The sequence below is a fragment of the Clostridium sp. AF23-6LB genome (genome assembly GCF_003461085.1).
In the GTDB taxonomy this organism is placed as follows: Bacteria; Bacillota; Clostridia; order Lachnospirales; family Lachnospiraceae; genus Coprococcus; species Coprococcus ammoniilyticus.
Window position 1 is genome coordinate 149,171 of sequence record NZ_QTWK01000004.1, and the last position, 15,126, is coordinate 164,296.

Consider the following 15,126-nt stretch of genomic DNA (forward strand, 5'->3'; position numbering starts at 1 on the left):
CCCCTGACAGCAGGCACAGGCAAATAGAATAACTGATAAGCATATAAACTTATTTAAAATATGGGAGGATCAATCAAGATTCTCCCATACTGCTACCATAATTACTTTCATATTCTTCCTGACATCGAAATCCGGGAGCACATCTCCATCCTTGAAAATACGTGCCTGAATGCTCTTTCTGACCGTATAGTCCTTCGCTGCATGGAATAATCCATCCGTCGAATACCACAAATTTTTTCCTTCAATGGATATGCGCAGTTTCCATCCGGCAAATCGTTTTCCCGATACTTCGTATCCGCATGCCCGCAGTGTCTGATCTCCGGTATGTTCCCAGATCGTCTTGTCCCTGTATTCCAGATTTCCACTCTTCAACCGGGTAAGTGTTCCTACATTCCCGGTTCCATCGACTGTCTCCGGATAGTGACTGACCGCTTCCTTATGGTTGCTGTTGTACCACACCATAAACGGATATCTGCCAAATGTTTCCTTCGTTGCTTCCAGTGCTTTTTCCGTTACAAAATCTGTACAGATCATATCCACACCAAGCTGGAATAGATAATTAGCATAAACAGCATCATCTGAAACCGTATAACAAAATGCATACAGTCCGGCATCATGTACCTTACGGACATTTTCCTTTGTTACAAAATTCGTCCGCATTGCAACACTGCATATTCCATGATCCAGACAATAAGTGAGGATCGCATCCAGCTTATCGATATTTAATCCAACCAGATACATATAATTTACAAAATGATATACGGAGTCGATCTGCTCATACATCGGCTGGCTGTATACCTGCATCAGCAGACGATCGAGCAGACCTTCATCCTGCCGGAAATCCTCCAGCATAGCGGCAACCCGTTTCTCGTTCCCTTTTTTTATATTATGGAAATCAATTTCAAATGTATAGGCAGGTTCATTCTTTACTTTTTCATAGAACTGTCTCGCGTCCATGATCGAATGTCCGTGGATCGGTATCTGCATTGCCTGTTCATATGTCATATGCGCAAATTCCGGCTTATATGAAACCCCGGTGCACTTACAATTATTCTCTGTCCAGCCATGACACAATACCAGACGGTCATCCTCCGTATAGGAAAGATCGATCTCAAACGACTGATAGCCTTCCTTTTTCCCATGTTCAAATGCCTCTGCCGTATTATGATAGGTTGTACCATCCATACCGCCAAATGCATGTGCCATCAGTTTTTTCGAGAATATCTCATATCCACAGTTTCTGCGGATTCCATGTTCATCCTCCCACTGTGCAACCAGATAGATCTCATCATCCGCAGCTTCATACAAAGATTCTACCGATGCTGCGATCGGTATCAACTGCTTGCAAACCGTGCCGTCATAAAAGGAATCGTGCCAGTTATGATCCGTTCCATACCATATCCAGCCTTCTTCTGTACGCTTTCTGGCATAATAACCGATGCACTTCAGATTGGAATTGGAAAATACTGTTTCAACAGTCAAATCCCCACCATCAGTATTTGAAACAAACTTTTTTTCTTTCCCGAAGCTCACATTCGGAAGCCAAAATGAACGGCGGACAAAACGTTCACCGTTCTGTCTGCCGCCATTTCCATCATAGATCAATGTATATTCTTTCTTTTCCTGTTCCCGTTTCCAAGGCAGATGAAACTTCATTTTCCGCTACCATCCTTCTATTTTCCAAGATCATCTTTGATCTGGGTGGTTGAAATGTCCGGTGTTCTTGGAAGATACACGACATCACAATAGTCTTTCAGAAAATCAAACTTCCCTTCCCAGTCATTTCCCATAACAAAGGTATCGATCTTAAATTCTTTGATATCTTCTGATTTCTGTTCCCAGCATTCCTCCGGAATGACAAGGTCAACATAACGGATCGCCTCTAATAACTGCTTTCTTTCCTCATAAGAAAAATAACATTTCTTATGCTTCTGATTCCAGTTAAATTCATCTGTTGAAAGTGCAACGATCAGATAGTCTCCTAATTCCTTTGCTCTCCGTAACAGATTAATATGTCCGTAATGCAGCAAATCAAAGGTTCCATATGTTATTACCTTTTTCATATTATTCTCCTTCTCTTATCACAGCAGCGTTGATCGCCTGTGTCAGATCTTTTGCATCCTTCATATAACAAACCGGACATGCATCCCCGATCATCTGACTGATATATGCATACTGCTCTTCATTCTTCACAAATACTGCCCTCATATAAGATGCACTTACCTGTAAGGCATCCTTCAGGAATGTATTATTGTTTTCTGTGATCTCTTTGTACATAAGGTCACTGATAATCATTATTTTATTTGGCTGATCCATAAATGTCAATGACAGAAGTTTTTCCGGATCTGTCACATCAAGCAATACAGCCAGATCAAAGGCAGCACGTCCCAGAAAACGCCTGACTGCTGCTGCATAATCATATTTCCATATGGACATTGCCTGTCCTATCGTAATCTTCCCACTTTCGTAGAGTTTCTTCGCTGTACGTCCCATCGCACTTGGGAAATAATCAGCGGTTGTTCCAATAACCGGAACTTTATTCAGCAATGGATATGCTGAATCCTTATTCTCATTGACCATATCCTGATTGCAGGAAATAAATAATTCCACCGTATCACTTCCGGCACAGTTTTCCGCTGTTTTTCTAAGCCACTGTGTCTCCGTACACTCGGATAGCGCATCTGAATAGATCATTACTTTCTTTTTCTTATTTTTCGGAATCGCTTCTACTACAACTTCATCCTCGGTTCCCAGGAATAAACTGCAGAGCTTGTGCGCATTCTCAACAGAATCGTAAGCACAGAACTCCTGATATGCTGCTTCATCATCATAGGTCTTACCACGGTTGATCGCCGCAAGTACCTCTTCCGGTGTTACTGCCTTATCAAAAGGAAGCTCCATCAGATCCATATAAGTGCCACGTTTCTTACGATACAGCTCATAGTCAGCGCAATATAAAACAATCTGCCGGCGAAGTGCCAGATAATCATAGAATACACTGGAGTAATCCGTGATCAGTGCATCCGTCAATGCCAACAGCTTATAGCTGTCCACTGTCGGAGGAAACTGGCGGATCCTCTTAAACTGACTGTAATCCAGCGAATCACTGACTCTGTGATGCAGATTTACATAGAGGATCTGATCCTCTCGGAGATTTGCATCCAGATAATCCAGAAGCTCCTTTGATTCCGCAACAACCTGATCGACCTTAAGATAATCCTTCCAGGTTGGCATGTAGGCATAAATGTGCTCCCCGTTCGGTGCAAGCATCTTGCGCAATTCTGTCTGGTCACTCTGCGCAGCCTCTAACATACCACCGGTTCTTGGATAACCGAGCTTTAAGACCTTACCCGGCATCAGGTCTGCAACCTTATAGGATTCCAGCATATGTTTTTTTGTATAATCATTTGGATATAACAGATAGTCTGCATCAATGAAATTGCTCTGCTGAATGCCATTCTTATGCTTTCCTTTTGCATTCTTTGCAAGTCCCAGCTTTTTAAGCGGGGTTCCATGCCAGATATTAATGTACATCTGACCTTCTTTCTTCACCCATGCAGCCGTTAAATACACCTCAGTCAGAAGAAACTGTGCCGTTTCGATCAACTCCATATAGACAGAATCCGGAGTCACCACTTCTGTACGGCTCCATCCGTTCTGTCTGATATAGGTCTTTACAATCTCTTCTGTATCTTTAGCTGTTTTGACATAGATATGAAAATCTTTAAATGCATCGTTATGATTTAATTCATTTAAAATATACTGCATACTGCCACGGACATTTTTTCCGAGTCCCATCAGTACAACCCGTCCCGGTACGATCTTACTGTCATAGTAATAATCGGTCACCGTACGCTTGCCGACCGGAATCTGGTTCTCTTTCGCCCATGCCTCCATCTGCTGTAAACTGTTTTGCCGTTCCTGATACTCCGGTGTTCCTTCTCCGGTTACAGCATGATAATCCACCAGTCCATCTGATGATGGCTTCTTCCATGTATCTGTCTGAATTATGGAAGCCGGTTTCTTTTCCTGACCTGCATCTATATTCTGCGGCTTTTTTTCTTCCTTTACATGCCGCTTAAATAATCCTGTTATCGAAAGCTTCATATCGTGTTAAAACTCCTTATCTTTTTAACCTGTTTTACCACTTATAGTATATCTATTTACAGGTAAACTTTCAATAACATTTTCCCCTGTGTCAGGTTCTATTTTCTGACTTTGTCTGAATTACACCGTCTGTTTCTTCTCCGTATCCATATCCTGCTTTCTTAAAAGCTGATGAAAAGCATCTCCGGCTTCCATATATGCTTCCTCGTAAAAATATTCCTGTGAATTTAAGACAGGTCCCACCATTGACAGTTTCTGATAACTGCCATCCGGCTGCTGCTCTCTGGCTTTCACATTATCGCGAAGCATCGTTGCAAACATCTTCCTGACTTTATTCTTCACCGTCTCATCATAAAGCGGCGCTGCGACCTCCACACGACGAAGTGTATTTCTCGTCATAAAATCAGCCGATGCGATATATACCTTATCCCTGTCATGCGTTCCGAAAATATAGATTCTGGAGTGTTCCAGGAAACGTCCTACAATACTTACAATATGAATATTATCGGTATCTCCCGGTATTCCACTTCTTAAGCAGTTAATGCCACGGATCACCATGTCGATCTTTACTCCGGCTCTGGATGCATCGATCAGCTTATCTATGATCTTCTTATCCGTCAGTGAATTGATCTTGATTCCGATATAGGCGGGCTTTCCTTCCTTTGCGATCTGAATCTCATTCTCGATCATGGCAAGAACCTTATTCTGGAGACATTTTGGTGCAACCAGCAGATGTTCCATATCTTCTACTACAGAACCAAGCAGAATCGCCTGAAATACCTTTGCTGCTTCTTCTCCAATTCTCTTATCTGCTGTGATCAACGACAGATCCGTATATAATCTGGAAGTCTTTTCGTTATAATTTCCGGTTCCGACCTGCGTAATATACTGAATCTCATCTCCAACCTTTCTGGTGATCAGACACAGCTTTGAATGAACCTTTAAGTCATCAATTCCATATACGACATGGCAGCCTGCATCCTCTAACGTACGGCTCCACTCAATATTATTTGCCTCGTCAAATCTCGCCTTTAATTCAACCAGTACATCGACCTGTTTGCCATTTTCAGCAGCTTCGGTCAGTGCCTCTACCACCTTGCTATTTCTTGCCAGACGGTAAAGTGTCATACGAATAGAGATAACCTCCGGATCACGGGCAGCCTCCTGAAGCATCTGCAGAAATGGTTTAATGCTCTCATACGGATAGGATAATAAAACATCATGATCCAAAATCTGTGGTATGATATGTTCATTGCTCTTTAACATCGGAGATGGCTGCGGTACACGTCTCTGATAGACCAGATTTGCATCTTTTCTCAGAATATCCTCGATCTGGAACAGGAATGAAAGATCAAGCGGAGCCTGATTTAAGAATACATGTGGCTCTTCCATCTCTGCATACTCACATACCTGTTTTATCATATCTTCATTGATATCACGGGATAATTCCAGCCGTACCGGTGCAAGCTTCTTTCTGAGCTTTACGATCTGTGCCATCTTATCTCTGTAATCAAGATCTTCATCATAGACGGCATTAAAATCAATATCCGCATTTCTCGTTACGCGGATCACAGATTTTTCCAGAACCTTATAGCCCTTATACACCTTTGGCAAGAAATGCAGGATCAGTTCCTCGACCAGCATATAGGTATCATCCTTTGTCGGAATCCGGATCAGCCTTGGGAATACAGAACTGCTGCATGGAATGATCCCGATTTTTTTCTTACCATTTCTTGTGCCAAGAACAGCAAGCGCGTAAATCTCCTGTCCCTTCAAAAACGGAAATGGCTGCTTTCTTCCAACGATCATAACCGATAACAACGGTACAATCTCTTTCATGAAATATTCTTCCAGATATTTGCTCTCTGATTTTGCAAGTGCTTTAAAATCCGTCAGATGAACGCCCTTCTCACCAACCTCCTTCATAATGGAAGCATAGACGGCATCCTTTCTTTCGTTTAGTTCTGCAACTCGTTTTAAGATTGCCTCGATCTGCTCTCCCGCTGTCATATTTGTCTTGTTCTCCCGGAGTTTCTGGCTTAACAGCTTCTGATCCTCCAACGAACCGACACGCACCATAAAGAATTCATCCAGATTGCTCTGAAAGATAGACAAAAATGTCATCCGCTCGCACAATGGAACACTGGTGTCCTCGGCTTCTTCCAGCACTCGTTCATTGAATTTCAGCCATGATAATTCACGATTTTCATACAATCCGATATGATTCACCTTTTTTACCCGCTTTTCTTGCTGTATTTTCTCATTTGCCACTTCTGCATTTTTCAGATTCTTTTCTCCGTTATTCATTCTTTTTATCGCTCCTGTTATTTTCTCTTTTATGTACTGAAATATTCTTTGAATCGCCATACACCCCCTGTCAGATTACCCGTTGTTTATTGATCGTAAGCCAGAATTCCAGCCCAAGCACCTCGGCTGATTTCCTGCACAGGATCATACGTTGTAAAAAGATCTCAAAATAATCCATAACGGCACACATAGATTTATCGATCTTTAATTTCAGCCCAATATGTGAATCCCTGGTAATCTTCAGTTTGTTTTCTTTTACGGCATAGTTCACTCTGTCATGAATATCAAAGGATGAAATATCCGTATTTCTGACTCTCGAATTTCTCACATCACTTTTATCCGCGATCAGCAATGCTGCTGCAATCGGATTTACCGGAAATGCCGCCGACTCATCGTGATTGCCTATTGCTGTTATGATCGTCGCTGTATCCTCCGGATCTGCACCCATATCGTCCAATATTCGAAACGCCATGACCGCACCGGACTGCGCATGTCCTTCCCGGTTCACAACATTTCCGATATCATGCAGATACCCTGCAATACTCGCAAGCTCTGCTTCGCGCTCGGAATAGCCAAGTGTCAGCAGTATCTCCCTTGCTGTCTCTGCTACACGTTCCACATGTGCAAATCCATGCTCTGTATATCCCATTGCATGTAAGGATTCGTCTGCCATCCTTATATATGTCTGAACCGCTCTGTTCTTTTTTACATCTTCAAATGTTACTTTCATACGTCATCTATCTCTCTTCTGCTTCACTGTTCTTCAATTTACACCATCCCATTTTTTGCTGCTATCAATCACTTGAAAATTCTTTGTAAAATTGTAGTAAAATCATTCATTTTCGATGTATTACCAGCATCCTCCAAATGATTCCCCATATTTTCAGCACTTTCGGGTCCCTCTGAAAAGCACCCGAAAATTTTACATTTCTTTCTAAGTATATGTGATCCGTTGCATTTCTATTTATGTAAAATGTATGTTTATGCAGATTCCTTCTGTATATTTTCTTCTGTATTATCTGATTTATTTTATAGTCGATACAGCGATCCATACATAAAAACAGACAGATTATAAGAACCTCAATGGGCTCTTATAACCTGTCTGTTCTCATGTTATAAACTACGCTTTGTTTTTGGCTTTTGTTTATATCTGGGGATTTTTCTCCATGATACTCATATATGCCGGACGCATGATCCGGTTATTCGTGATCAGCTCCTCGATCCTGTGTGCGCTCCATCCAACGATACGTGCAACTGCAAACATCGCTGTATAAAGCTCCATCGGGATTCCCAGCATGTCATATACAAATCCGCTGTAGAAATCCACATTTGGACTTACACCCTTGAAGATCTTGCGCTGCTTTGCGATCAGCTCCGGGGCAAGCTCCTCTATGTTCTCATACAACCTGAGATCTTTTTCCCTGCCCTTTTCATGAGCCAGCTTAACGACATAATCCTTGAACACCCGCTCTCTCGGATCTGACAAGGAATATACGGCATGTCCCATACCATAGATCAGTCCCTTATTGTCAAATGCTTCCTTGTTCAGGATCTTGCTTAAATATGCTTCTATCTCATCTTTATCTTCATAGTCTTTTATATGTCCGCGAATATTATCCATCATTTCCATAACCTTGATATTGGCACCACCATGCTTTGGTCCCTTTAAGGATGACATAGCAGCCGCCATTGTGGAATAGGTGTCCGAACCGGAGGACGTAACAACTCTTGTTGTAAAGGTTGAATTATTACCACCACCATGCTCCATATGAAGGATCAGTGCCGTATCAAGTACCTTTGCCTCTACCTTGGAATATTTCTTATCCGGACGAAGCAGCATGAGAATATTCTCAGCCGTTGACAGATTCTTTGCCGGACGATGGATGAACATACTGTCATTCTTTACATAATGATTATATGCATTATATCCATATACAGCCAGCATCGGAAATTCACTGATCAGCTGGATACACTGACGCAGAGAATTATTCACACCGGTATCCTTTGCATTCTTATCATAGGATGCAAGCGTCAGGATACTACGTGTCATGGAATTCATGATATCCTCTGTCGGCGCTTTCATGATAACATCTCTTGTAAAATTCGATGGCAGCGTACGAAGCCCACCGATGATCTTCTCAAATTCATGCTGTTCTTCTGCATTTGGCAGCTCACCCATCAACAGAAGATATGCCACCTTTTCAAACCCCAGTTCATCTTCTCCCAGACTTCCGATCAGATTCTCCACCCGATAACCCCTGTACCAGAGTTCTCCATCACAAGGTACTTTCTTGCCATTCTGCACCTTAGAGGATACAATCTTTGAAATATTCGTCAGACCGGTCAATACACCAACTCCGCGGTCATCGCGAAGTCCGCGATTTACTCCATATTCATCATATAATCTTGGTGCGATATAATCATTTTTCTCGCATATCTTTTCCTGTATTGCCACATACTCATTCATTTTCATCAGACTCATCATCGTTCTTCACCACCTGCATTTCTTCAATCTCACTCTCCATAACCGTATCCAGCTCCTTCATCAGGATCAACAGATTGATCATATTCTCTTTGCCGAATTTGTTAATTACATTTCCGTAAAAGTCCTTAATGATCGTTTCCTGCTCATGAAGCTGTTTCGCACCGGCATCCGTGATCGTTACATAAGTGCCGTCCGTACCATTTCCATCATGTGACCATTTGACATAGCCGCAATCTCTGAGATCCCTTACCGTCTTTGATGTCCTGCGAATGCTCATCTGCATCCGGACGGACAGATCAGTCAGATATGCCTTGCCGCCATAAATAGCAGAATCCCCGCTGATCGCCTCTATACTTTGCAGCGCGACATATTCCGCAACACTTAATTTAGAAAATAAATGCCGTACGGAGTCCCTGCTCATCATGTATTTTCTGTAGGTAAATTCATTCGATAATTTCGTAATATCAATTTCCTGTTCGACTTTCTGTTCCTGCATAAACAACCTCCCTTTCCGGTACACATATAAAAGCCCCTGTTATCACTCCAACGTATATTGTTTCACTGAATTGTACACAATAACAAGTATAAGTGTCCCTTTGCTCTGTCAACTCTCTGTCCCTATGTAGTTTTATTTCCTGATCTTTTTATAGATTTTTCGTATCTGTTCCAAACATGAACGGAACAATGAATGAAAAGATTTTATTGAAATAATAGATTTAAATATACTCTACTTGATATGATAAATGAAACTTCCGGCTTCTGTCAACCGACTTTATCCTTATTTAAGAACTGCGCCGAAAATTTTAGAATTATGATAGAGAGGGATGGCGGCAGACAGGAATCCATGTAAGATACACATATATAGTTTTATTTGCAAGTAGCTGCCCTTAATGAATTAAAAATGAATAAGAATATACATATTATTCCGTAAGACGCTTCCACTCGTATCCTCGTGCAGCGGTACATAAAGTTGCAAAAGACGCAACTTAAGTACCGGCCTCGGATAAGGCTTACTCCATAATAGTATATCTCTCATCCATTTTATTCATTAATGGGCAGCTCAATATAATCTATACTCTACATATGTGTATCTCATTTTATTGCCCTGTCTGCCGCCATACCCTCTATCTATAAAAAGCAGCGTTATAAAGGCACTTAGATACAAAAATAAAGATACATTATCATCATGCAGCAAGCACGTTCGGACACGAATACTTAAAGTACAAATGGAAAATAGCATTACTATTATGTAGCAAGCCTTTTCCAACGCCGGTTCTTAGTGAGTCGCCATAGGCGAGGAACTTAGTACCGTTGCGTTGGAATAGAGTGCAAACGACTTGCGTAATAATATGTAATGTATTTTCCATTTTGTTTCAAAGGCTCCCGAACGTGACTTGCGTAATAATAAATAATGTATCTTTATTTTTGTTACATAGCCTTTATAATGCTGCTTTGATCTGCTTATAGATGCCCTCTGCGTCGAGTTCATACTTATGAAGCAGGTCCTTTGCCGGGCCGGACTCACCGAAGGTATCGCGAACACCGATCCTTGTTACCTTAACCGGATTCTTCTCTGCCAGACATTCCATAACCGCTGAACCGAGTCCACCGATGATCGAATGCTCCTCTACCGTGAACACTCTGCCGGTTGCCTGTGCTGCCTTTACGACAAGTTCCTCGTCAAGCGGTTTGATCGTGTGGATATTGATCACCTGTGCATCGATACCGTCCTCTGCCAAAAACTTCGCAGCTTCTAAGCTCTCAGATACCGGAAGTCCGGTTGCTATGATCGTGATATCCTTTCCAGGCCGTAATTCTACGCCCTTGCCGATCTCAAACTTGTAGGTTATCTCATCATTAATGACCGGTACTGCCAGTCTTCCAAATCTCATATAGACAGGTCCTACATATTCATATGCTGCCTTTACGGCTGCTCTTGCTTCTACATCATCACATGGATTGATAACCACCATGCCAGGGATCTCTCTCATCAGTGCAAGATCTTCATTACACTGGTGGGTTGCTCCGTCTTCTCCTACGGAGATACCTGCGTGAGTTGCTCCGATCTTTACATTCAGATGTGGGTATCCGATACTGTTTCTTACCTGCTCAAAAGCTCTGCCTGCCGCAAACATCGCAAAGGAGCTCATAAACGGCACATATCCACAGGTTGACATTCCGGCTGCGATGCCTGCCATATTACATTCTGCGATACCACAGTCTACATGGCGTTCCGGAAATGCTTTCTTGAAGATTCCGGTCTTTGTTGCTGCTGCAAGGTCTGCATCCAGTACGATCAGGTTCTCATGTTCTTTTCCAAGCTCAACCAATGCATTACCATAGCTGTCTCTTGTTGCGATCTTCTTTACTTCTGACATAACACGTCACCTGCCTTTTCCAGTTCTTCCATTGCAATCGCATACTCCTCGTCATTCGGAGCTTTACCATGCCATCCCACATTGTTCTCCATGAATGATACTCCCTTACCTTTTACGGTATGGGCGATGATCGCTGTCGGCATTCCCTTGGTTGCCTTTGCTTCCTTGAATGCTGCATCGATCTGATCAAAATCATTTCCGTCGATATTAATTACATGGAAATTAAATGCTTCAAACTTCTTATCGATCGGATATGGGGAACATACATCCTCAACGGTTCCGTCGATCTGAAGGTTATTATTATCTACGATCACTACAAGGTTATCCAGCTTTCTGTGACCTGCAAACATAGCAGCCTCCCAGATCTGTCCCTCCTGGATCTCTCCGTCTCCGCACAGGCAGTAGGTTCTGTATTCCTTACCGGACATCTTTGCTGCAAGTGCCATACCGACTGCTGCAGAAAGTCCCTGTCCGAGAGAACCGGATGACATGTCCACACCAGGAATGTGCTTCATATCCGGGTGTCCCTGTAAATAAGAACCGATATGACGCAGGGTCAGAAGATCCTCAACCGGGAAAAATCCTCTCTCAGCAAGGGCTGAATAGTAACCCGGTGCTGTATGTCCTTTGGATAATACAAAACGGTCTCTGTTCTCATCCTTTGGATTCTTCGGATCCACATGTAATTCCTCAAAATAAAGATAAGTAAAAATGTCTGCTGCTGAAAGTGATCCGCCCGGATGTCCTGCTTTTGCAGAATGTACGGAGGAAACAATTCCCTTACGGATGTCAACAGCCTTTTTTTGAAGGTCTAGTTTGTTCATGTCTTTCTCCATTTCGTTTTATTTTCATTTTTATAATTGTCCCAGCACTTTTCCGATCTTGTCAGCGATCAGAAGATCTGCCTGACTGTCCGTCTGTGTCGGCGACATATTAATAACTACCAGGTGTTTTCCTCTGAAATACCGGATCAGTCCGGCGGCAGGATAAACAACCAACGAGGTTCCGCCAATGATCAATGTATCTGCCTCCGAAATATACCGGATTGCATTCTCAATGTCGTCATTGTTCAGACCCTCTTCATATAATACTACATCCGGCTTAATTATTCCACCACAACTGCATTTTGGTACACCATCTGATTGAATAATATAATCCAGATCATAGAATTTGTGACATTTTGTGCAATAATTTCTATGGATCGAACCATGCAGCTCAATCACATTCTTACTTCCTGCCATCTGATGCAGGCCGTCAATATTCTGTGTTACGATCACTGCAAGTTTCCCCTGCGCTTCCAGTTCTGCAAGTTTTTTATGTGCCATATTCGGCTTTGCATCTTGATAGATCATCTTATCCTTATAGAAACGGTAAAACTCTTCCGGGTCACGCATATAGAAGCTGTGACTGATGATCGTTTCAGGTGGATATTTGTATTTCTGATTATACAATCCATCCACACTGCGGAAATCCGGAATCCCGCTCTCTGTAGAAACACCCGCTCCACCAAAGAAAACCATACGTTCCGAACCTGCAACAATTTCTTTTAACTTTGCAATTTTCTCATTCATTTGTTCCATATATCAGTCTCCCTTCTGCATAATACAGGATCAGGCAATAGCGCAACCTTCCTATTGTAGTTCTACTATTGCCTGTCCTTGCTGTGTCACGGCATTGCCGTAACTTCTATATCCACTTTACAGGTACTGTCCACTGTGTATGTATCGCTGTCTTTTATCGACAGCTCAACCGTATTTGCACCAATGGATAATGTTTCCGCATCAATCGTTATCTTCAGATCCTTCGCTGTAAGCTTGGCAACCTCATCAGAAAGCCCTGATATCACAACTGTATTTCCCTCCGGAAACTGAACAGCATAATCATAGTCCGTCAGTTTATTCTCAATCGTAATATCATTGGCTGATATCGTCATTGTTCTGCTGATATTCCGTTCAATCGCTACATGGACGCTGATGCTTGTATTCTCATCTGCCAGAACAACTCCATCAGGCAAATACTTAGATATCTCGATCGTACTTTCCAGATCTTCACTGCATCCGGATACATCGATATCATCTACTGTTATCTCCGTGAGATTCTGCAGCACATCTGCCGGTCCTCCAACTGTTATTTCATTCGGCACATATTCTACGTTCACTACTTTATAATTATCTGCCGGAACACCGGTTGTGTCCAGCTTTACTGCTACCGTTTTCGTCTTATAAACCGGTATAGTTACAGACACTCCGGTCACCTTGCTTTCCAGCTTCTTACCGGATACCGCGTCACCATTTGCATCATAGAAGATTGGTGTGCAGGTTGCTGTTACATCTGAAGTCCGTCCGGATACGTCCACCTGTACCTCTGCCTTCTCAATCCGTTCGATCACGCTTGCTGCTCCCTTTACCGTTATCAGATTCGGCGTAGATACCGGAATACCGGTCGTATATCCTTCTGCCGTTTCACCCTTTGTCGTAACCGTTACCGGCAGGGATGCCGTCTGTTCCTCCTCCAGTTCTACCTGGAGTACATTATCTACGATCGTAATGCTGATATTGTTATTTACAGACGATGAATTCGCTGTCACCGTAATATTTACAGCATTTGTGATCGACAATTTTGACATATCCGCAACTGCTGTAAAATCAGAAGCTCCAAGTGCATTTACAACTGAACGTCTGCCCTTTACGATGATGTCCACTGTTTCACCGGACACAATATCATACAACTGATTCTTGTCCGTAATCGCATCTGTATTGATCAGGGTAACCGGTATATCTCTGATCTGCCGTGTGGTTGAATAATCATCCACATTTAAAACTGTGACCCAGACAACAAATCCAAGGATCAATGATAAGAGTTTCCATCCCCAGTTACTGAATAATTTATCTTTCATTGCCGTCAGCCTCCTTTCTCTTATCAGAAGACTTTCCACTTTTTACATTACCTGAACTGGTCTTTTTCTCAGTACTCTTCTTTTTGCGTTTGCCATCCCTCTGCCGGCGTTCATCCTTTTTCTTTCCATCCTCCTGATTTAACAGTTCCAGATGGTTCCGGACACTTTCTGTATCCAGGTTTCGATACAGCTCGCCACCCTTTGCGATCGAGATCGAGCCGGTCTCCTCTGATACGATCAGTGTTACACTATCGGACACCTCACTGATACCTACACCTGCACGATGTCTGGTTCCCAACTCCTTGTTGATAGAGAGATTGGCTGACAATGGAAGATAACAGGTTGCTGCAACCACTCTGTTATTTCTGAGGATGACTGCACCATCATGAAGCGGTGTATTATGCTCAAATATATTAAGCAGAAGCTGGTTCGTTACAACCGCATCAACAGGGATTCCCGTATCAATATATTCACCCAGTGCGACCTTGTCTTCAATAACGATCAATGCACCTGTCCGGTTCGCTGATAAAACAGTTACTGTCTTGATCAGCTCATAAATCGTTTTGTCACTCAACTTTCTTTCATCTGCATCTTCATGCATGATATAATCAAAAAATTTCTTTCGTCCAAGTGTTTCCAGACCTCGCCGGAACTCCGGCTGGAATAAAATGATAACTGCCAGAATACCTATGCTGAACACATTTTTCAATATATACAGAATCGTATTAAACTGGAACAGGGATGCCAGAATCGTAAATAACAGGATTAGAACAATACCCTTTAATAGTGTCCATGCACGATTGCTCTTAAACCACATCAGTATCTTATAGATCACATATGAAAGGATCAGGATCTCAATAATGTCACTGATATCCGGTGTGGTAATGTAAAACCAGTCAAAATATGTTCTCATAAATGCCAGGATCTTATCCATTCGATATCTCTCCTTTCTG

Annotated in this window: 12 protein-coding genes; all 12 read right to left on the reverse strand. The window is 42.4% G+C overall.

The features are described 5' to 3' along the window. Positions 1-69 precede the first annotated feature (69 nt). Complete coding sequence (locus DWY07_RS10170; protein WP_117822975.1) at positions 70-1,656, reverse strand: glycerophosphodiester phosphodiesterase family protein; 1,587 nt, start codon at positions 1,654-1,656, stop codon at positions 70-72. A 17-nt stretch (positions 1,657-1,673) separates the two neighbouring features. Next, complete coding sequence (gene tagD / locus DWY07_RS10175) at positions 1,674-2,063, reverse strand: glycerol-3-phosphate cytidylyltransferase (protein WP_021943559.1); 390 nt, start codon at positions 2,061-2,063, stop codon at positions 1,674-1,676. A gap of 1 nt (position 2,064) precedes the next feature. Continuing rightward, entirely contained in the window at positions 2,065-4,107 is a 2,043-nt protein-coding gene (locus tag DWY07_RS10180; protein WP_117785279.1) for a CDP-glycerol glycerophosphotransferase family protein, read from the reverse strand. A gap of 120 nt (positions 4,108-4,227) precedes the next feature. After that, a complete protein-coding gene (ppk1, locus tag DWY07_RS10185; RefSeq protein WP_347465491.1) occupies positions 4,228-6,414 on the reverse strand; it encodes a polyphosphate kinase 1 in 2,187 nt (728 codons plus the stop codon). Positions 6,415-6,484: 70 nt separating this feature from the next. Then, positions 6,485-7,144, reverse strand: a complete 660-nt coding sequence (locus DWY07_RS10190; protein ID WP_117822979.1) for an HD domain-containing protein — start codon at positions 7,142-7,144, stop codon at positions 6,485-6,487. Between the two features lie 414 nt (positions 7,145-7,558). Next, on the reverse strand, positions 7,559-8,896 hold the full coding sequence (locus DWY07_RS10195) for a citrate/2-methylcitrate synthase (protein WP_347465503.1): 1,338 nt from the start codon (positions 8,894-8,896) through the stop codon (positions 7,559-7,561). Then, the gene (locus DWY07_RS10200) at positions 8,874-9,395 is read right to left on the reverse strand and encodes a MarR family winged helix-turn-helix transcriptional regulator (protein ID WP_117808847.1); all 522 of its coding nucleotides are present in this window, start codon (positions 9,393-9,395) and stop codon (positions 8,874-8,876) included. Before DWY07_RS10200 ends, DWY07_RS10195 begins: the two co-directional genes overlap by 23 nt. Positions 9,396-10,338: 943 nt before the next feature. Then, the gene (locus tag DWY07_RS10205) at positions 10,339-11,277 is read right to left on the reverse strand and encodes a transketolase family protein (protein ID WP_117822981.1); all 939 of its coding nucleotides are present in this window, start codon (positions 11,275-11,277) and stop codon (positions 10,339-10,341) included. Then, the gene (locus DWY07_RS10210; protein WP_117808845.1) at positions 11,265-12,101 is read right to left on the reverse strand and encodes a transketolase; all 837 of its coding nucleotides are present in this window, start codon (positions 12,099-12,101) and stop codon (positions 11,265-11,267) included. The genes DWY07_RS10205 and DWY07_RS10210 overlap by 13 nt, the downstream gene beginning before the upstream one ends. A 30-nt stretch (positions 12,102-12,131) precedes the next feature. Beyond that, on the reverse strand, positions 12,132-12,848 hold the full coding sequence (locus DWY07_RS10215) for an NAD-dependent protein deacylase (RefSeq protein ID WP_117808855.1): 717 nt from the start codon (positions 12,846-12,848) through the stop codon (positions 12,132-12,134). A gap of 95 nt (positions 12,849-12,943) precedes the next feature. Continuing rightward, positions 12,944-14,173 (reverse strand): CdaR family protein, encoded by a 1,230-nt coding sequence (locus DWY07_RS10220; RefSeq protein ID WP_117822983.1) that lies wholly within the window; start codon positions 14,171-14,173, stop codon positions 12,944-12,946. Next, positions 14,163-15,107, reverse strand: coding sequence for a diadenylate cyclase CdaA (gene cdaA, locus DWY07_RS10225; RefSeq protein ID WP_117808843.1), 945 nt, complete (start codon positions 15,105-15,107; stop codon positions 14,163-14,165). The genes DWY07_RS10220 and cdaA overlap by 11 nt, the downstream gene beginning before the upstream one ends. Positions 15,108-15,126 lie beyond the last annotated feature (19 nt).